The sequence below is a fragment of the Phascolarctobacterium faecium genome (assembly GCF_003945365.1).
GTDB classification, from domain to species: Bacteria; Bacillota; Negativicutes; order Acidaminococcales; family Acidaminococcaceae; genus Phascolarctobacterium; species Phascolarctobacterium faecium.
In genome coordinates, this window is record NZ_AP019004.1 from 2,127,501 (window position 1) to 2,146,927 (window position 19,427).

At 40.7% G+C, this 19,427-nt stretch carries 17 protein-coding genes (1 of these 17 only partly in view); all 17 read right to left on the bottom strand.

Annotation, left to right across the window (positions count from 1 at the left end; translation table 11 throughout):
- A protein-coding gene (gene scfB / locus PFJ30894_RS10275) for a thioether cross-link-forming SCIFF peptide maturase (protein WP_125669757.1) crosses the window boundary here: on the bottom strand, positions 1-1,280 show its 5' portion. The gene continues 127 nt to the left of window position 1, outside the view; the window shows 1,280 of its 1,407 coding nt (coding positions 1-1,280); the start codon lies at positions 1,278-1,280; its stop codon lies beyond the left edge, outside the window.
- 92 nt (positions 1,281-1,372) lie between these two features.
- A complete protein-coding gene (gene scfA, locus PFJ30894_RS10280) occupies positions 1,373-1,516 on the bottom strand; it encodes a six-cysteine ranthipeptide SCIFF (RefSeq protein ID WP_113077846.1) in 144 nt (47 codons plus the stop codon).
- Positions 1,517-1,600: 84 nt separating this feature from the next.
- Positions 1,601-2,443: a polysaccharide deacetylase family protein gene (locus PFJ30894_RS10285; RefSeq protein ID WP_125669758.1), complete on the bottom strand. Its 843-nt coding sequence runs from the start codon at positions 2,441-2,443 to the stop codon at positions 1,601-1,603.
- Positions 2,436-3,371 carry a DNA-binding protein WhiA gene (gene whiA / locus PFJ30894_RS10290; RefSeq protein WP_021717911.1) on the bottom strand — a complete coding sequence of 312 codons (936 nt, stop codon included), beginning with the start codon at positions 3,369-3,371 and terminating at the stop codon, positions 2,436-2,438. The genes PFJ30894_RS10285 and whiA overlap by 8 nt, the downstream gene beginning before the upstream one ends.
- Before the next feature lie 34 nt (positions 3,372-3,405).
- Positions 3,406-4,764 carry a gluconeogenesis factor YvcK family protein gene (locus PFJ30894_RS10295; protein WP_113077844.1) on the bottom strand — a complete coding sequence of 453 codons (1,359 nt, stop codon included), beginning with the start codon at positions 4,762-4,764 and terminating at the stop codon, positions 3,406-3,408.
- A 12-nt stretch (positions 4,765-4,776) separates the two neighbouring features.
- Positions 4,777-5,643, bottom strand: a complete 867-nt coding sequence (gene rapZ / locus PFJ30894_RS10300; protein ID WP_021717913.1) for an RNase adapter RapZ — start codon at positions 5,641-5,643, stop codon at positions 4,777-4,779.
- Between the two features lie 167 nt (positions 5,644-5,810).
- On the bottom strand, positions 5,811-7,205 hold the full coding sequence (gene bioA / locus PFJ30894_RS10305; RefSeq protein WP_125669759.1) for an adenosylmethionine--8-amino-7-oxononanoate transaminase: 1,395 nt from the start codon (positions 7,203-7,205) through the stop codon (positions 5,811-5,813).
- On the bottom strand, positions 7,202-7,939 hold the full coding sequence (gene bioD, locus PFJ30894_RS10310) for a dethiobiotin synthase (protein WP_125669760.1): 738 nt from the start codon (positions 7,937-7,939) through the stop codon (positions 7,202-7,204). The genes bioA and bioD overlap by 4 nt, the downstream gene beginning before the upstream one ends.
- Positions 7,940-7,943: 4 nt before the next feature.
- Complete coding sequence (bioF, locus tag PFJ30894_RS10315; protein WP_113077841.1) at positions 7,944-9,137, bottom strand: 8-amino-7-oxononanoate synthase; 1,194 nt, start codon at positions 9,135-9,137, stop codon at positions 7,944-7,946.
- A gap of 1 nt (position 9,138) precedes the next feature.
- The gene (locus PFJ30894_RS10320) at positions 9,139-9,900 is read right to left on the bottom strand and encodes a 6-carboxyhexanoate--CoA ligase (RefSeq protein ID WP_125669761.1); all 762 of its coding nucleotides are present in this window, start codon (positions 9,898-9,900) and stop codon (positions 9,139-9,141) included.
- Positions 9,901-9,918: 18 nt separating this feature from the next.
- On the bottom strand, positions 9,919-10,908 hold the full coding sequence (bioB, locus tag PFJ30894_RS10325) for a biotin synthase BioB (RefSeq protein ID WP_113077839.1): 990 nt from the start codon (positions 10,906-10,908) through the stop codon (positions 9,919-9,921).
- 162 nt (positions 10,909-11,070) lie between these two features.
- Entirely contained in the window at positions 11,071-11,889 is an 819-nt protein-coding gene (locus tag PFJ30894_RS10330; RefSeq protein ID WP_021717919.1) for a Cof-type HAD-IIB family hydrolase, read from the bottom strand.
- Entirely contained in the window at positions 11,889-12,236 is a 348-nt protein-coding gene (locus PFJ30894_RS10335; RefSeq protein ID WP_021717920.1) for a hypothetical protein, read from the bottom strand. The genes PFJ30894_RS10330 and PFJ30894_RS10335 overlap by 1 nt, the downstream gene beginning before the upstream one ends.
- A 133-nt stretch (positions 12,237-12,369) precedes the next feature.
- Positions 12,370-12,528 (bottom strand): rubredoxin, encoded by a 159-nt coding sequence (gene rd, locus PFJ30894_RS10340; protein ID WP_021717921.1) that lies wholly within the window; start codon positions 12,526-12,528, stop codon positions 12,370-12,372.
- 217 nt (positions 12,529-12,745) lie between these two features.
- Positions 12,746-14,569 (bottom strand): excinuclease ABC subunit UvrC, encoded by a 1,824-nt coding sequence (uvrC, locus tag PFJ30894_RS10345; protein ID WP_125669762.1) that lies wholly within the window; start codon positions 14,567-14,569, stop codon positions 12,746-12,748.
- Positions 14,569-17,412: an excinuclease ABC subunit UvrA gene (uvrA, locus tag PFJ30894_RS10350; protein WP_113077835.1), complete on the bottom strand. Its 2,844-nt coding sequence runs from the start codon at positions 17,410-17,412 to the stop codon at positions 14,569-14,571. The genes uvrC and uvrA overlap by 1 nt, the downstream gene beginning before the upstream one ends.
- The gene (gene uvrB / locus PFJ30894_RS10355; protein ID WP_113077834.1) at positions 17,412-19,427 is read right to left on the bottom strand and encodes an excinuclease ABC subunit UvrB; all 2,016 of its coding nucleotides are present in this window, start codon (positions 19,425-19,427) and stop codon (positions 17,412-17,414) included. The genes uvrA and uvrB overlap by 1 nt, the downstream gene beginning before the upstream one ends.

Here is a 19,427-nt window from a genome sequence, read left to right on the forward strand (position 1 = left end):
CAGCCATATTGATATGGCTTGCTGATGTCACCATTGATAAGATCAGCATTAGCATGACAGCCTCCACTACAGAAAAATCTAGCCCAACAAGTACTGCATTCTGTCTTAGTCATCACATGAGTATGTCTGAATTTTTGTACCAGATCAGGTTTTACGACACCTGTTTCCAACGTTCCTAATTTGTATTCTTCTCTGCCTACAAACTGATGACATGGATAAATGTCGCCTTCGGGCGTTATGGCAAAATATTCATGCCCAGCACCGCAGCCTGCTAAACGTTTAGCCACACAAGGTCCGTTATCAAGAGCGACATTAAAATGGAAAAAATCAAAAGCATCGCCTTCACGGCGCTTTTGCAGATAAGCCCTTGCCAGTTTATCATATTCTTCATATAGTACAGGCAGATCAGCTTCGGTAAGTACATAAGGTTCGTCAATTCCTACAACAGGTTCTACAGAAAGTTCTTTCCCGATCTTTGTCATATCGAGAGTATCTTCAGCAAAATGCGGATTAAAATGAGTATAAGTACCACGCAGATAATAATTTTTTCCATTCCGGCTTTCAATAACTTTTTTAAACCCGCGAACAGCTGCATCATAACTGCCCGTTTTATTTGGGAACGGCCTCATATTATCATGAGTTTCTTTTTTGCCATCCAAACTAAGAACAAGCATGACACGATTATCATTTAAAAATTGAATAATATCATCATTCAAAAGTGTTCCGTTAGTAGTGAGTGTCAATTTGATATTTTTGCCGGTTTCAAATTCACGACGACGCACATAGTTTATGACATGTTTGACAACCTCAGGATTCATCAGCGGTTCACCGCCAAATAGATCCAGCTCTAAGTTATGACGCATTTTACTGCCAGCTATAGCAAACTCCACAGCCTTTTCAGCTGTTTCTTTGCTCATCATTGCACGATATCCTCCAAAATCACCTGTCCCTGCAAAGCAATATCCACAGCGCAGATTGCAGTCATGAGCTATATGCAGACATAACGATTTTAGTATTGGTGTTTCTGCAAAAGTCTGGGGCACTTCAAATTCAGGAGAAAAAAGTAATCCTTCTGCCTGTAACTGATGAAGTTCTTCTAAAGCTTCACGCAAATCTTTTTCCGGATAGCTTGTTTGTAAGGCCGCAATGGCTTCATCATCATTAGTTCCATCAAAAACATCAAGCAAATCATAGATGACATCGTCTACCAGATGCACAGCTCCACTGTTAACGTCAAGTACAGCCATATATTCATCAAGACGCATTTTATGAATAAGCATGTATTTCCACCTTTCATAGTAAAACAGCCCCCTGTAAAACAGGGAGCTGCAAATTAAACAAATATACTAGTTAAATAAAGCCACAGCCTGAATTATTTTTGCTCACAAACCTGATTGCCAACAGTGCAGGAAGTTTTGCAGGCAGATTGGCAGGAAGCAGGACATTCGCCGCAGCCGCCGGTTTTTAAAGTTTTGTTCAGAATTGCTTTATTCACGGTTTTAATGTGTTTTCTCATTTTAAGATACCCCCAATATGTTTTGCTTACTGATTTATTTTACCGTTTTTTGCAGATTTCTGCAAGTGTTCTCCTGATATTTTCTTATAAGCTCTTGAAAAAATGTATGTTAATGCCTCGTTCTTTCAAGTATCCAACCCAATAAGAATAACGCAATCTTTCTTTAAAAGTATTGATATTTGAATCGTCAATATAAATACGTCCTAATTCCAACGGCTTTTGTTCCATAGTTTTTTTACTGACAGTGCCGGCATTCCCAGTAACAGCCCAGTAATAACCGTATTCTTTTACCGCCGCTAAAATTTTTGAATTATACATACCATTAGGATATGAAAGTGAACGAACTACATAACCATTATAATCTTTTTTCAGAAAATACCGCGAAGTAGCAAGCTCCCAACTCAAATACTGAGAATCTATATCCGTAAGTATCTGATGATTGATTGTATGAGAACCAATTTCCATCCCATTATCTATCAAAGACTGTATCTGATCGTGTGTCATATATCTGTAATGCCCTATTTTACTATGAACAACAAAAAAGGTCGCTGTAGCGTTATATTTTTTTAAAAGCGGCAGAACATTAGTATAGTTATCAAGATAGCCATCATCGAAGGTCATAACAATTGTTTTTTCTGTAGATTCACCATTGGCAAACATCTCTGCCATTTTTTTCACTGATACCATTTTATAACCATTGTCATGCAAATATTGCAAATGCGTTTCAAAAGTTTCTTTAGAAACAAACAGTTCTTCCATCCAGCCATCTGCCGACCCGATGCCATGATATTCCAATATCGGCACAGCCTCTTCACAATACTGTTGATAGTCATACCTTACATAAAAAGCTGTTAAAGCAAGTAATACTATTATACTAATACCAACGGCAGCCATATATTTTTTATACTTTTTCCAAAGATCACTCATTCTTTATCATCCCTAGTTCTTCAGCTAAATGCTGTATTTTTTTCAAGCGGTGATTAATTCCTGATTTTCCTATTTTCCCTTCGGATAGATCAGCTAATTCATTTAGAGAAGCGTCGGGATGATTTAAGCGTAATTCTGCCGTTTCACGTAATGTCAGCGGCAATTTTCCCAATCCCAGATGTTTTTCTATATAACGTATGCTTTCAAGCTGTTGTACAGCCGCCTGCACAACTTTATTAAGGTTTGCCGTCTCACAGTTAACTACTCGATTAACATTATTGCGCATTTCTTTAACAATACGTACATTTTCAAATTCCAACAAAGCATTATGTGCTCCGATAACTGATAAAAACGAGGTGATACCATTTCCTTCTTTCAAATAAACGATATAATCATTTTTTCTGTCTGTTATTTTTACAGGCAATGAAAATCCTTGCATAGTTTTCATGATCATTTTCGCAAAATCCTGGTTCTCAGTTACCATTTCCAAATGGTAATCACTGGCAGGTCTGCTGATCGAGCCACCCGCTAGAAAAGCTCCGCGCAGAAAAGATTTGCGGCAGCAAGGAGTTGTTAATAAAGATGTTTTGCCTCCTTCATTTTCTGCCGGCAAAAGCTGTAATTCTTCCAAAGCTTTACCAGCCTCTGGTGAAGGTACTACTTTTACCTGATAGCGATTGTTTTTTTTAAGGCGACGTGATCTTGTTATTACTACTTCTGTTTTAACATCGTAGTTATTTTTAAACAACTGAAGCACACGCCTGGCTAAAGCAGCATTTTCGGTCGAAAAATGAATACCCATATTTCGGCCTCTTAAAATAATAGCACCACTCATTCTCAGCAAACCAAACAGTTCGGCTTTTTCACAGCACTGTTTACCGTTTTCAAGCCGGGCTAATTCGTTTTTCACTTCGTTAGAAAAAGACACCGGTCATTCTCCTTCTATAAAATAATTGATATATCTATTTTTTCTTTAATTCACGCATGCTTTGCCGCATAAAGAAGTAATCAAAAAATTGTATACCTTTGCCAAATAAACGTAAACGATAAACTAAAGAAATAATAACCTGCGCCAGTTTCTGCGGATTATGCCGCACTAAATCTTTATTACTGATAAGACGCGTGGGAATAACCTGGATCCCAAGCCGTTCTATTTTTTTGATATCGGGCGTAACAGGCATAGAACCTTTTTCGTTATATTGCGCTAATTGCGCCGCTGTAACCCGCTGGTCATTAACAATAACATAATCTAGAAACTGGGTTCCAGCCTGCTGAATAAGTGCCTGTACATGTTCAAAAGCCCCATAACCATCTGTTTCTCCGGGCTGCGTCATTACATTGCATATATAGATTTTCACAGCTTCTGATTTGATAACGGCATCACGAATACCTGTTACCAATAGATTAGGTATGACACTGGTATAAAGACTGCCCGGACCAAAAATCAGGATATCAGCATTTAGAATAGCCTGCACTGCACTGGCAGTTGCCGGTGCATCGGCTGGTTCCATAGCCATCGTTCTGATTCTTTTATGTGCTTTTGGTATCTCCGATTCACCGTTAATAATACTGCCATCCGTCATTTCTGCTTTCAGTCTGATATCACGCAGCGTTGACGGAACAACTTTACCGCGCACATTCAAAATCTGACTCGTGGCAGCAAGGCCTGCTTCCATACCGCCTTCAGCTTCAGCCATGGCAGCAATAAACAGATTGCCAAAACTGTGTCCCGCCAGCGGCGAATCGCCTTTAAAACGGTACTGCATGATCCGTTCCATCAAAGGTTCGCGATCCGCCAAGGCAACCAGGCAGTTGCGCAGATCACCGGGCGGTAAAATCCCCATTTCTTTCCGCAGCCTTCCTGAAGATCCGCCGTCGTCACCTACAGTGACAACAGCAGTACAGTTATTCGTAATATATTTCATACCGCGCAGCAGAGTTGAAAGTCCAGTGCCACCACCAACAACAGTAATTGCCGGACCGCGTGTCAGCTTGCGCTGCGTAAAGATTATTTCCATCAGCGACGCATTATTATCTGGCATAACAGCCTCAACTACAGAACGAATAATTTTACGAGTTGCATAATACATAATAAATAATCCAGCACATAGGGAAATAAAACCTGTCAACATCGAGACGGTATTAGAATATTTACCAGTAGTAAGATATGACATACGAAAAAGCATTTCTTCAACAAAACCCATAAATTGGTAATTGAAAAATAGTGCCAGCCCAATAGCACAGCACAGCACGCCCCCTGCAAAAAGCAGCAACCAGCGTTTCAGGTTTATTCCCGGACATAACCAACTGATCCAGCCCATAGGAACCTCCTCTTATTTGTTTTTCCGCTGCAGATCACGATGAGTAAGCTGTACGGCATAGCCCTGTGTACGCAAAAATTCATACAATCGATTTGCTATAAATACCGAACGATGCTGTCCCCCGGTACAGCCTACACTTATAACAAGCTGGCTTTTGCCTTCGGAAATGTACTGTGGCAACAAAAATTCAAGCATTTCTTCTTCTTTTTTCAGAAACTGAAACGTTTGAGGGAAACGACAAATAAAATCGGCAACCGGCTGGTCATTGCCAGTTAAACGCTTTAAATCTTCTTCATAAAACGGATTGGGCAAAAACCTGACATCTAAGACCATATCACTATCTAATGGCAGTCCGTGTTTAAAACCAAAGGACTGTACTAAAACAATCATGCGCTCTACACCGCCATTGCCTGAATACAACTTCCAAATTTTTTCTTTCAGCTCTGCTGTAGGCATATCAGTAGTATCGATAATGTGTGTAGCCCTGTTGCGTACTTCAGTCAATCTCTCACGCTCTACAGCAATATTTTCACTGAGGCTTTTACCCTGCCCGAGCGGATGACGGCGACGTGTTTCTTTATACCGCCTGATCAAGCTATCATCCGATGCATCAAGATACAACAATTCATATTCATGTCCCATAGCTTTCATTTCGTCCAATATTTCTATCAACTCGTCAAAAAAACGACCACCGCGTACATCTACTACCAGAGCAGTATTACGGGCCTGCGTTTGACGACATAATTCGGCAAACTTAGGAATAAGTGCCGGTGGCAAATTATCAATACAGAAAAAATTCATATCCTCCAACGTCCGCACAACTTGTGTTTTACCTGCACCGGACATCCCTGTAATGATCAGAAACTTTGATTCTTCCATAAGCTCACCTCCATATATACTAAAACCATAATAAATGACCCTATAAGGTTTATTATACCACAAGGGTATATATTCTCAACAGAATCGAAAATACCTCGTCAAGTTATCATATTATATCACAGTAATCAAAAAAGACGCCCATTTCAGGGCGTCTTAATCAGCAAAACTTAAAATGCGCAGGGATCAGAAAATTTAATGTTACTATGCAGATCGAGTTTCTCAAAAACTTCCTGCATTGCTTGTTCCAGTATACTCAGCATTTCTTCTATCTGCTGTACCGTACTTACCAGCGGCGGCATAAAAATAATAACATCACCAATATTCCTTACAATAAGGCCATATTTCCTGGCTGTCTGGCAAATTCCCCCTGCCATCAAAAGAGTTGAGTCAAAGGGTATTTTTAAATTTTTATCATGCATCAGCTCAATACCGGCAAGCATACCGCATTGGCGCGCATTACCAACATATTTCATAGTATTCATCTTCTGTATATGTTCTGCAATAACTGCCATTTTGGGCGGCAGATTTTCAATAACATCGTCTTTTTCAAAAAGCTCCAACCCGGCAACACCAGCTGCACAAGCCAAAGGATTACCGGTATATGAATGTCCGTGGTAAAAAGTTTTATATTCGGCTGCTTCACCTAAAAAAGTATTGTATATCTCATCAGTCACCATTGTAGCACCTAATGCCATATAACCTGCGGTAATACCTTTGGACAAGCACATCATATCCGGACAGATACCTTCATTCTCACAGGCAAATAATTTCCCGGTACGGCCAAATCCAGTCGCAACCTCATCAATTATCAGAAGCACATTATATTTTTTGGTAAGTTCACGTACACCTTTGATATACCCCTTAGGCTGCATCAACATTCCTGCAGCTGCCTGTACAAGAGGTTCTATAATCATTGCAGCAACTTTATCACTGTTTTCTTTCAAATAATCTTCCAACTCCTGCAGCAAAAAATCCCGGAATTCTATTTCACTGTTTATCCCCTCTATACTGCTGTGGTAAAACGACGGGCAAGTCATTTTTTTAGTATTAAAAAGCAAAGGTTTGTAGACTTTATGAAAAACATCTATATTACCAACGCTAACCGCACCTACCGTATCTCCATGATAAGAATCTCCCAAATTGATAAATTGCTGTTTTTCAGGCAAACCTTTATGCTGCCAGTATTGAAAAGCTATTTTTACTGCCGCTTCCACAGCTGTAGATCCGTCATCTGAATAAAAAACTTTATTCAATCCTTTAGGCGTTACCTCAACTAATTTTTTCGCCAATTCAGCAGAAGGCTTATTAATAAGACCAAGCAAAGTAGTATGGGCTATTTTATCAAGCTGTTTTTTTACAGCTTCATCAATTTCCCGACGGCGATGTCCATGTATATTAACCCATAAACTGGAAATACCGTCATAATAAGCGTTTCCTTCAACATCATACAATTTGACTCCTTCGCCATGATCAATTACCAGCTGCTTATTTTCGTTCCATCCTTTCATTTGTGTAAAAGGATGCCAGATATATTCTTTATCCATAAATTCCCATTGATTCATTTTACAGTACCTCCTGCTAATGATAATATTCTATCAATATCAATGTTCGCCTCTGTAATTTCAGCTAATTCACGACTATTAAATTCATCAAGCAAATGCTGAGATAGGACTGGCAATTTTCCTAAAATTGGTAAACCGGTTAATTTCTCATAATAATAAAGATTGCTTTGCTCCAAGGCACCAGCTTTTTTTCTGTCCCAACCATTAACTATCAATCCCACTACTTTCAAACCATGTATCCTTGCATATTCAGCCGTCAATACAGCATGATTAACATTACCTAGAACAGCTTTAACCACTATAACCAAAGGCAGCTTCAGTTCACTGAAAAAATCTTTAACCAAATATTCATCAGTCAAAGGCGCGGAGATTCCTCCTACGCCTTCAACTATACTGATTTGACTGCCCAAAAGCATCTCCCTTGCTCCTGCCAGCATTACACACGGATCTATTTTTATACCAGCAAGACGGCTGGCTTCAGCAGGAGCCAAGGCAGCCTCCAATACATATGGTACGACCTGATCATGTTTTTCCACATTTAGCCCCGCGCAGTGCAGTAAAAACTCGGCATCTGTAGAAATCAACTTCCCGTCACTATTCTTAACACATCCTGAAGCAGCAGGTTTGTAAACGCCAGTTTTATAACCGCGGTGCCGCATAGCTGCCGCCAAGGCTCCACTTACTACTGTTTTACCTATTTCAGTATCCGTTGCCGTAACGCCTATTCCCAACATTTATTCAGCCTTCTTTCTTTTCACCATGTTTTAGTTCCTGCCAAAGCGCAGTAATTATTTGAGCCGCCTGACGCAACTGCTCTTCGCAATGAGCAGCTGTAACCGTTATCCGAAGGCGGCTTTCGCCACGAGGGACTGTCGGCGGGCGAATACCTGACACTAAAATACCTTTCGACTTCAACCTGTCAGCAAATTGCATCGTAAGCCCAGCCTCCCCAATGACAACTGGTATAATCGGAGTAATACCTTCAACAACATTCAATCCACCTTCCAATAAAAGCCGGCGCATTAGTCTTGAGTTTGCCCGTAAAGAATCAAGGTATTTTGAAGCCTGAGTTTGTAAAAGTAACAACGCTGCATTAGCTGCCGCTAAAGTAGCAGGAGCTAATGCTGTTGAAAAAATAAACGGTCGTGACCTGTTAATAAGATAGTCAATAAGTATTTTTTTACCAGCTACATAACCTCCTTCTGCTGCCAACGCCTTGCTCAATGTTCCTACCTGCAGATCTATTACATCCGTTAAACCGTAATGAGACGCCGTTCCGCTGCCATCATTTCCAATTACGCCCACTCCATGCGCATCATCAACTATAAGGAAGGCATTGAATTGTTTTTTCAGCACCGCCAAAGAAGGCAGATCAGCAATATCACCATCCATACTGAAAACTCCATCTGTAACGATAAATCGCTGACCAGTAACAATTTCCGTCTCTAAAAGCCGCTGTAAATCTGCCATATCATTATGTTTATAAACAACCACTTTGCAACGGCTAATACGGCAGCCGTCAATAATACTTGCGTGATTAAGTTCATCACTGAAAACAACATCACCAGTTTGCAGCAAACCATACAAGACTCCCAAATTGGTCATATAGCCTGTATTAAAAACCAAAGCACTTTCACTATGCTTAAAATCTGCCAGTCGCTTTTCCAGTTCACTTGCTATGAAGGTCCCTCCAGTAGTCAGTCGTGAACCACTGGAACCAGTACCAAATTTTAAAGCCGCTTGGGAAGCTGCTTCAATAACTTCCGGAGCATGAGTAAAACCAAGATAATTATTACTTGCCAATACCAAGTAAGTCTTACCGGTTCGATCCTGTGCCTGAGCTGGATTTACAAAATACAGCTCAGTAATTCTACGCGCCAGCCCTGCTTGACTGATATAAGCCAACTCTTTTGCGATCCTTGTCTCAAGCATCTTATTTATCCTCCGGTCTGATCAATACTACCTGATCCTGTAAATAGGTGATAAGTTTCTGAACATCAGTTCCCTGCTCTACAAAAAAAACTCTGCCACCAATCGGGTTGCCATATTCTTTCAATACAGGAATACGTTTATATCCATATTTTGCCGAAGCTACATAACCAGTCACATATTCAGGATCATCCGACCAGCATAATTCAGCGACAACCCCAACAGCACTGGCCACTTTAGATGCCAATACCAAAGCCTCACGGACATGATCCCCCAAAAGCCCTTTTTCTAAAAGTCTCGCCTCATATCTTTCTGAATTGTCACAATCCATTTTACTGACTCTCACACCACGTTCACCTAAAGAGTCCACTCTTAGCCCTGTATCCGCATCCAAAAGCATCGCTCCGCGCATACTGTCCCGCAGATTGATTATACGGGAAATCCCAGCCGCTACAGCTTCAGTACTCACTCCGGCTTTAACAAGTTCCTCCACAGCCGCTTTCCTGCCTGCCATAACACAATCTGCCTGACAGCTTGAAAGCGGCAGCAACGGACGATAAAAAATATCTGCAGTTTTTACCGCTTCTACTTTTAAGCTTATAAAATCCGCCATTCCACGCTGATGCTTTTGTGCCCTATGCAGCATTGCAACAATCGCCTGTTCTATTTTTTCTTCACTTAAAATACGTTCGGCACCAGAAATATGGCGTCCGCCTTGTTCATGCGGACCTCCTTGCGCAGAACGCATTTTGACACTGTAAAGCATATTCTCACCTTCTTGGACTTACAGTACCGGAACAGTAACTTTACGTCCCAAATCTTTAATCATCTGTTTATCAGCATCTGTACTGCGTCCGCCCGTAGTCAGATAACCGCCTATCATAATTCCGTTAAGGCCGCCGTTAAGTGCCAAAGCCTGCAAATCACGTAAATTTACTTCGCGTCCTCCGGCTGTTCTAATCAGTGCTTTAGGCAAAATGAACCGAAACACTGCATAAGCACGCAATATTTCTAAAGGAGTTAAAGTTTTATTATCGGCAAAAGGAGTACCGGGGATGGGAGTAAGTAAATTAAGCGGCACTGAATCTATTCCCAGTCTCTTCAATTCGAAAGCCATTTCAACACGCTGTTTTGCTGTTTCATTAAGTCCAAAAATACCGCCGCTGCAAACTCTTAATCCTGCTTTCTGAGCATTCCGGATCGTAAACATTTTATCTTCATAAGTATGAGTACTGCAGATATCCGGAAAATGGCTGGGTGCAGTTTCAATATTAGAATGATATCTGGTGACACCTATTTTTTTTAATTCAAAAGCCTGTGCTTCTGTTAATATTCCTAACGACGCACAAATTTCAATACCAACTTCCTCTCTAATTCGAATAAGCGTTTTACAAATATTATCAAAATCGTCTGCTTTACTTTGTCCGCGTCCACTGGTAACTATGGAAAACCTTACAGCACCTGCAGCTTTAGCCTTTTTTGCCGCATCAACTATCTCATCTTCCGCTAGCAATGAATATTCTTCAACACCAGTATTATAATGGGCTGACTGAGCACAAAATTTACAATTTTCAGGGCAGCGGCCGCTGCGGCCATTGATGATAGCACAACAATCTACAGCATCCCCTGTAAACTTTTGTCTGATTCTATCTGCCATAGCTAAAAGCAGCATCGTATCATCATCGCTAACATCAATAAGCTGTTCAGCTTCTTGACAGGTTATTGATCCACCCTGAAGAACTCTATCCGCTAAGCTTAAAATTAAATTTTTCATTTCTCTAGCTCCTTCGTAAACCTTTATTTTTTTTTAGTTAACAATCAAATTATAGCTCGTCAACGCTTTTTAGTCAACTAGTTAACTTAAGATGGTTAACGTATAATAAAAGGCACCGCTGTAAAAACAGCGGTGCCTTTTATTATTTTTCTGTAAATTATCTTATTGTAAATTTATCTCAGCCTGCCTGGTAAGTATATTTTCGATAGCCAATGCCACGCCATCATTATCATTACTAGCAGTAATCAATTTTGCCGCCTGCTGGACCTGAGGTTTTGCGTTAGCAACAGCAACTCCGATACCAGCATTGGCAATCATCGAAATATCATTATTTGAGTCGCCTATACACATGATTTCATCCGGTTTAATACCAAAACTTTCCGCCAATTCTTTAACAGCAACCCATTTATTAACCGCAGGCTCCATCAGCTCCAAAAAATTGTCCTTAGAACTGGTTACGTCAATACGTCTATCAAAACGATTCGCCACATCTTGCCAAGCCGCTGCAAAATCACTGCTTTCAGTCATCAGTAATAATTTATACGGAGCTTTGGTTATATGATATACAGCTTCACCAACAGCAGTCGTAGGAACACCGGAAATACGGCTATACATACGAGAATATTCATTTTCTTCCTTTACAAGCAGTTCATCATCTATATATACCTGAACATAATAGTCTTTTTCTTTGCAATAGGACAGAGCATCTAAAGCTGTTTGCAGCTGCATTGGTTTCCGAGCGTATACTTTTTCTGAAAGCGCACCCTTTACCAATGCTCCATTATAAGCGATCAAAGGAACATCCAATTGTAATTGTTCAGCAAAGGGCTTGATAGATCTGTACATTCTGCCCGTTGCAAGAGTAAAAACAATTCCTGCAGCTAATGCTCTTTTAATAGCAGCAAGGTTACGCGGAGATATTTTCCGCTCATTATTGAGCAATGTATCATCCATATCACTGGCAATCATTTTGATTTTCATTATTTGATCTCCTTTTTAACTGTTAGTTCAGTAACACCTAATACCATCAGACAAAATACCGCCAGCAAAACTAACGCACCAAATTTATCAGTCACTGTGTAACCTGGCAGCAAACGCATAATATCCATAGTTAGACAGCTGCTGCCCACAAACAGCAAAGCCCGCTTCCGTAAGATAGAACCACCAAGTTTCCATACTAAAATCTGGACTAAGGCACTGCCAATACCAGCAATACATGCCCCTGCTATCAGACCGCCCAATGTGACGACCTCCATAACATCAGTCCAGTAAATCAAACAAAAATAAAGCACGCTCAAAGTTACGGCGCGCAGAAAAAATGCATACATACCATCACCCGAGATATATTATACCACAAGGGTACGTATTCTCAACAGACTAGAAAGCACCTCGTCAAGTTTTTACACAGTACTATAAAATAAAAAGAAGTTTCGCTATGCGAAACTTCTTTGATATTATTATTTATTGTTTACTGAACTGGTCTTTGCCAACACCGCACAAGGGACAAACCCAATCTTCCGGTAAATCTGCAAAAGCAGTGCCTGCCGCTATCCCATTATCAGGATCTCCTATTTCCGGATCATAAATATACCCACAAACATCACATACCCATTTTTCCATTTGTTTCAACTCCTTAAATTGATATTTTCAACTACATCAGCGACCTGCTGTAAAACAAAACCTTATTTTTTCAAGCTCTGTTAATTAAGCATTAACTACGACATCAAAAAGCAAGTCCTGTTTTACCACAAAATTACCGCTAATTGTTCTTTAATAATATTATACCATCAATACAGCAAAAGTCATCAAACAAAATTTACATAAATGACGATTTAATTTATTTAAGCACTTCTCGCTTTTCTGGCAAATCTAAACGAAAAAAATCATAAATACGCTGTGCTGTTGGATAATTCATACCTTCTACTTCTGCTAATTCTTCTACACTGGCAGCTTTCATCGCATCCAGCGACTGAAAGCGTTTCCATAAAGCCTGACGTCTTTTCGTGCCAATACCTTCAATATGATCAAGTACCGAAACCAAATTCCGCTTACTACGCAATTTACGATGATATGTTATGGCAAAACGGTGTGCTTCATCTCGAATCCGCTGTATCAAATGAAGAGAAGCAGAATCTCGATCCAACAAGATACTTTCAGACGAACCCTCTGTAAATATTTCTTCTTCCCGTTTAGCCAAGCCAATAACAGGAAGTTCATGCAGACCTAAGCCACGAATAACTTCCAGCGCTGAACTCAGCTGTCCTTTACCACCGTCGATAATGACAAGACTTGGCAGTTCCTCATAATCTTTATAGCGTCGGTAAACGACTTCCTGCATTGATTTAAAATCATCTGGTTTCCCTTCTGTAGATTCAATTTTATAACGGCGGTAATCTTTTTTACAGGGTTTCCCATTACGAAAAACCACCATTGAAGCTACCGTTTCTGTTCCCTGAGTATGCGAAATATCAAAACAATCTATTCTTTCTAATGCATTTGGCAATTGCAGAGCTTTCTGTAATTCTTCTGCCGCCTGTTCCTCTGTTTTCAGCGAAACCTGACCTTTGCGCAGCCTCTCTTCAAGAAGTTTGGCTGCATTTTCAACCGCAAGATGCAATAATTCACGTTTAGTTCCCCTCCGGGGCTGTAAAAACTCAACTTTACGCCCGGCTCTTGCTGTCAGCCACTCTTCCAGAACGAACAACTCATCCGCCGCAGGAAGAACTGGCAAAAGTATTTCCCGCGGAACAAAAGATACCTCGTTATAATATTGTTTAATAAAAGCAGTCAAAATTTCCTGATCGCTGTCATCATCATTTTGTAAAAAGAAATTATCACGACCAATCAACTTGCCGCCACGAACAAAAAATATCTGCAAACAAGTTCCGGTACTATCTTTGGCAAGACCTACTACATCAAGATCACCACCGCTTGTTACAGCCTTCTGCTGTTCGTTCAGTCTTATTACAGCCTGCAGTTGGTCACGTACCCGGGCAGCTTCTTCAAAAGCATAATTTTCAGCGGCCTGCTGCATCTGCAACTTTAGTTCACGTTCAAGTTCAGACGTACGCCCATCTAACAGTAAACACACGGCTCTGATCATTTTTCCATAATCTTCTCGGGAAACATACCCCGCACATGGAGCAAGGCAACGTTTAATATGATATTGCAGGCAGGGCCTATCGGTATTCATTTTTCGGCAATTGCGCAAAGGAAACATTGACCGCAGCAGTTTAACAGTAGCGTGCATTGCCCCAGCATCTGCATAAGGACCATAATATTTAGCACCGTCACGAAGCTGTTTGCGCGTAACATAAATACGCGGGAAATCTTCCTGCATCGTTACCTTCAAATAAGGATAAGTTTTATCATCCTTAAGCATAATATTATAGCGCGGACGGTGCTTTTTTATTAAATTGCATTCTAAAATAAGCGCTTCAACTTCGCTGTCTGTAACAATGGTTTCTATTTCAGCAACTTTTGCGACTAATGCTTTAACTTTTACAGTATGTGATGCCAGATTACGAAAATAACTGCGTACACGATTTTTTAATACTACCGCCTTTCCGACATAGATAATTTTCCCATGTTCGTCACGCATTATATAAACGCCAGATTTATCCGGCAGTACAGCTAAAGTTTTAGCAATAGATTCATTCATTACTGATACCACCCATGTTTTTTAGCCTGAGCCAAAGCTTGTTTAATATATTGACCTGTATATGATTTCTTGTTTTTAGCTACTTCTTCAGGAGTACCACAGGCAAGCAGAGTACCTCCCTTGTCACCGCCCTCAGGACCCAAATCGATAATATAATCGGCAGTTTTGATAACGTCAAGATTATGCTCAATAACAACGACGGAATCACCTGCTCCGACCAGTCTTTGTAATACCTCTAATAATTTATGTACATCTGCTATATGCAGGCCGGTTGTAGGTTCATCTAAAATATACAGAGTTTTCCCTGTGCTGCGCCGTGATAATTCTGTTGCCAGTTTCACGCGCTGCGCCTCACCACCGGAAAGTGTTGTTGCAGCCTGCCCTAACCTAATATAACCTAAACCAACATCTTCAAGAACCTCAAGCTTACGATAAATACGTGGCAGATTTTTAAAAAATTCACAGGCTTCCGTTACAGTCATGTCTAAAACTTCGGCAATAGTTTTTCCTTTGTAATGTACCTCCAGGGTATCACGATTATAGCGGGCACCATGACATACCTCGCAGGGAACGTATACGTCAGGCAGAAAATGCATCTCTATTTTATTCATACCATCGCCGCGGCAAGCTTCACAGCGTCCGCCTTTAACATTAAAGCTGAAGCGCCCTGGCTTATAACCGCGCAGTTTTGCTTCATTTGTCTGGCTGAACAGTTCACGAATAAAATCAAAAACTCCGGTATAAGTAGCCGGATTTGAACGAGGGGTCCTTCCAATAGGAGACTGATCAATATTAATAACCTTATCGATCTCACTCAATCCCAAAATTTCTTTATGGTCTGCTGGCCGCAGACGTGCCCCATGCAGTTTCGCAGCCAATGCGTTATAAAGAATATCGTTAATCAGCGTTGACTTGCCACTACCGGAAACACCAGTCACAACAGAGAAAACACCTAAAGGAATTTTTACATCGATGTTCTTAAGATTATTTGCCTTGGCTCCTTTAATTTCAATAAAACGACCGTCATTACTTCTGCGTTTTTTCGGTACAGGAATAAATTTGCGTCCGCTAAGATACTGACCGGTAATTGATTGCTCTGACTGCTTGACGACTTCAGCAGTTCCCTGTGCTACTACATTACCGCCATGCTCACCGGCTCCAGGACCAATGTCAATAATCTGATCAGCAGCATACATTGTCTCTTCATCGTGTTCAACTACCAGCAGCGTATTTCCCAGATCACGCAAATGCTTCAATGTCTCAAGTAATTTACTGTTATCACGCTGATGCAGCCCAATACTTGGTTCGTCTAAAATATATAATACGCCTACCAAACCAGAACCAATCTGTGTTGCCAGACGAATACGCTGTGCCTCACCGCCAGAAAGCGTTCCGGCAGCACGATCCAAAGTAAGATAATCCAGTCCGACATCATTCAGAAATTTTAGCCGGGCCAGAATTTCTTTTAGGACTTGTTTTGCTATAATCTGCTGTCGTTCAGTAAGTTTCAACGCATTAAAAAATTCTATTGCATCACGTACGGTCAACGCTGTGACCTGACAAATATTTTTACCGCCAACAAGAATGGCAAGAACCTCTTTTTTCAACCTGGCACCATGACACACAGGGCAAGGAGTACTTGTCATAAACCCTTCAATATCCAAACGCATCCGTTCGGAAAAAGCTTCTCGATGGCGACGGCGCAGCATAGGAATAATACCCTCAAAAGCAGTAGTATGTTTTTTTACTTCTCCCTGCATATTTTCATAGACAAAAGAAAATTTTTCTTCACCGCTGCCATACCAGAGCAAGTCTTTTATTTTTTCCGGTAAATCGTTCCAAACCGTACCAAAATCATATCCATAAGCCTTCAGAACCGCTCCCAGCTGTTTCATATGATAAGCTTCCATATTCGTGCTGAGTGCTGCAATTGCACCTTCCGCAAAGGGTTTAGCGCCATCTGGAATAATCAGCTCTTTATCCAATTCCATATTCATGCCCAACCCAGTACATTCAGGACAAGCACCATAAGGGTTATTGAAGGAAAAGAGACGCGGCTCGATTTCAGGCAAACTTATACCACAATCACTGCAGGCAAAATGTTCGCTGTACAATTGCGTTTCACCATTAATAACATTTATTTCCACCAAACCATCAGCCAACTTTAAAGCCGTCTCTATAGAATCTGATAACCTCTGAGCGATACCATCACGTACAGCCAAACGATCAACTATCACGGATAAGTCGTGCTTTCTTTTCTTATCCAGAGATATTTCTTCATCTAATGTGCGCACCTCACCATCAATATACATTCTGGCGTAACCAGCTTTGCGCATAGAATCTAAAATTTTCTGATGTTCACCCTTACGGCCGCGCACCAAAGGTGCCATAACCATAAATTTAGTATTTTCAGATAGTTCCAGAACATGATCGACAATCTGCTCAACTGTCTGCCGTTCAATAATTTTTCCGCAATTTGGGCAATGAGGTTCTCCAATACGGGCAAACAACAAGCGCATATAATCATATATTTCAGTTACTGTGCCCACTGTTGAACGCGGATTACGACTGGTAGTCTTCTGGTCGATGGAAATGGCAGGGCTGAGCCCTTCAATATAATCCACATCCGGCTTATCCATCTGTCCTAAAAATTGACGCGCATAAGCGGACAGCGATTCGACATAACGACGCTGCCCTTCCGCATAGATAGTATCAAATGCCAAAGAAGATTTACCGCTGCCAGATAAACCGGTAACTACAACCAGCTCATCACGCGGTATCTCAACTGTGATATTTTTCAGGTTATGCTGCCTGGCACCTTTTACAATTAATTGTTCTTTCATTACTTACTCCTGTTTTTAGGTTTAGGCGACAATTTCTGGCCTAACTGTCCTTTAATTACGATCAAACGGTCCCTTAATTCTGCAGCAAGCTCAAAGTTAAGTTCCTTGGCAGCAACAGCCATACGTTTTTCAAGTTCTTTCGCCATTTTCTGCAATTCTTTTTCCGACCGTTTTTTTATCGCATTATCACTGTAATCTTCCGTCCCGTCATCCTCGGCAATCTTCGTCAGTTTTATCAGCTGACGTTGTTCTTTATAGATAGTTTTTGGTGTAATCTGATGCTCTTTATTATAATCTTCCTGCAGTTCCCGGCGGCGGTTTGTTTCATCAATGGCACGCCGCATTGAATCCGTAATACGGTCAGCATACATTATAACCCGTCCGTGCTCATTACGGGCAGCTCTGCCAATGGTCTGGATCATAGCAGTATCACTGCGTAGAAAACCTTCTTTATCGGCATCTAAGATAGCAATCAGAGAAACCTCGGGTAAATCCAGGCCTTCCCGCAGCAGATTTATTCCAACCAGTACATCAAACTTACCATTACGCAGATCATCAATAATTTCAGCACGCTCAATAGTAGCAATCTCAGAATGCAAATAACGGACTTTTACCCCAGCTTGTTTCAAATATTCAGTCAGATCCTCAGACATCCGCTTAGTCAGAGTTGTAACTAAAGTACGTTCTCCTGCTTCAGTAACTTTATGTATTTCATTCAGCAAATCATCAATCTGACCTTTGATTGGCCTGATTTCTACCTGCGGATCTAATAAACCAGTAGGTCTGATAATCTGCTCTACCACCTGCTGCGTCTGCTCCATTTCATATTTTGCAGGAGTTGCGGAAACATAAATCACCTGATTTATCTGCTGCTGAAATTCATCAAAGGTAAAAGGCCTATTATCAAAAGCAGAAGGCAGCCTGAATCCATGTTCTACAAGCATCTCTTTACGCGAACGGTCACCAGCGTACATCGCCCTGATCTGTGGTAATGTCACATGTGATTCATCAATTACTAATAGGAAATCCTTGGGAAAATAATTAACTAAAGTAAATGGAGGTTCTCCTGCCTTACGATTAGCTAAATGCCGTGAATAATTTTCGATTCCGGAGCAGTACCCCATTTCATTCATCATTTCCAGATCATAGTTAGTACGTTGTTCCAGACGTTGTGCTTCCAGCAATTTATTATGTGAATTAAGATATTCAAGTCGTTCTGCCAATTCTACTTTAATGTCTTCCATTGCCCGATCCAGGTTTTCACGAGAGGTTACATAGTGAGAAGCAGGGAAAATAGCAACATGGCTGCGTTTAGCCAAAATTTCTCCAGTCAGTACATCAACTTCCAATATCCGCTCAACTTCGTCATCAAACATCTCAATGCGTACTGCTTTTTCATTATAGCCAGCAGGAATAACTTCGATAACATCTCCGCGAACACGGAAAGTACCACGTTGAAACGCAATATCATTACGATCATATTGAATCTCGACTAATTTGCGTAAAATAGCTTGTCTGTCAATCTTCTGTCCTACACGCAGAGACAGCACCATATCATAATATTCCTGTGGCGCACCCAATCCATAAATACAAGATACACTGGCCACAATAATTACGTCACGGCGTTCAAATAAAGCGCTAGTAGCAGAATGTCGGAGTTTATCTATTTCATCATTGATCGATGCATCTTTTTCAATATAGGTATCAGATTGTGGAATATAAGCCTCCGGTTGATAATAATCGTAATAACTTACAAAATATTCCACTGAATTTTCAGGAAAAAAAGCTTTAAACTCACTTGCTAACTGTGCCGCCAATGTTTTATTATGCGCAATAACCAATGTTGGTTTATTCACTTTATTAATAACCTGCGCAATAGTATAGGTTTTCCCAGTTCCGGTAGCCCCGAGCAAGACCTGTGTCCGCAGTCCTCTTTCTATACCTTCTGCCAACTTCTCAATAGCCTGAGGCTGATCTCCATCCGGCTCAAAAGGTGCTGTTATTTTAAAATCCAT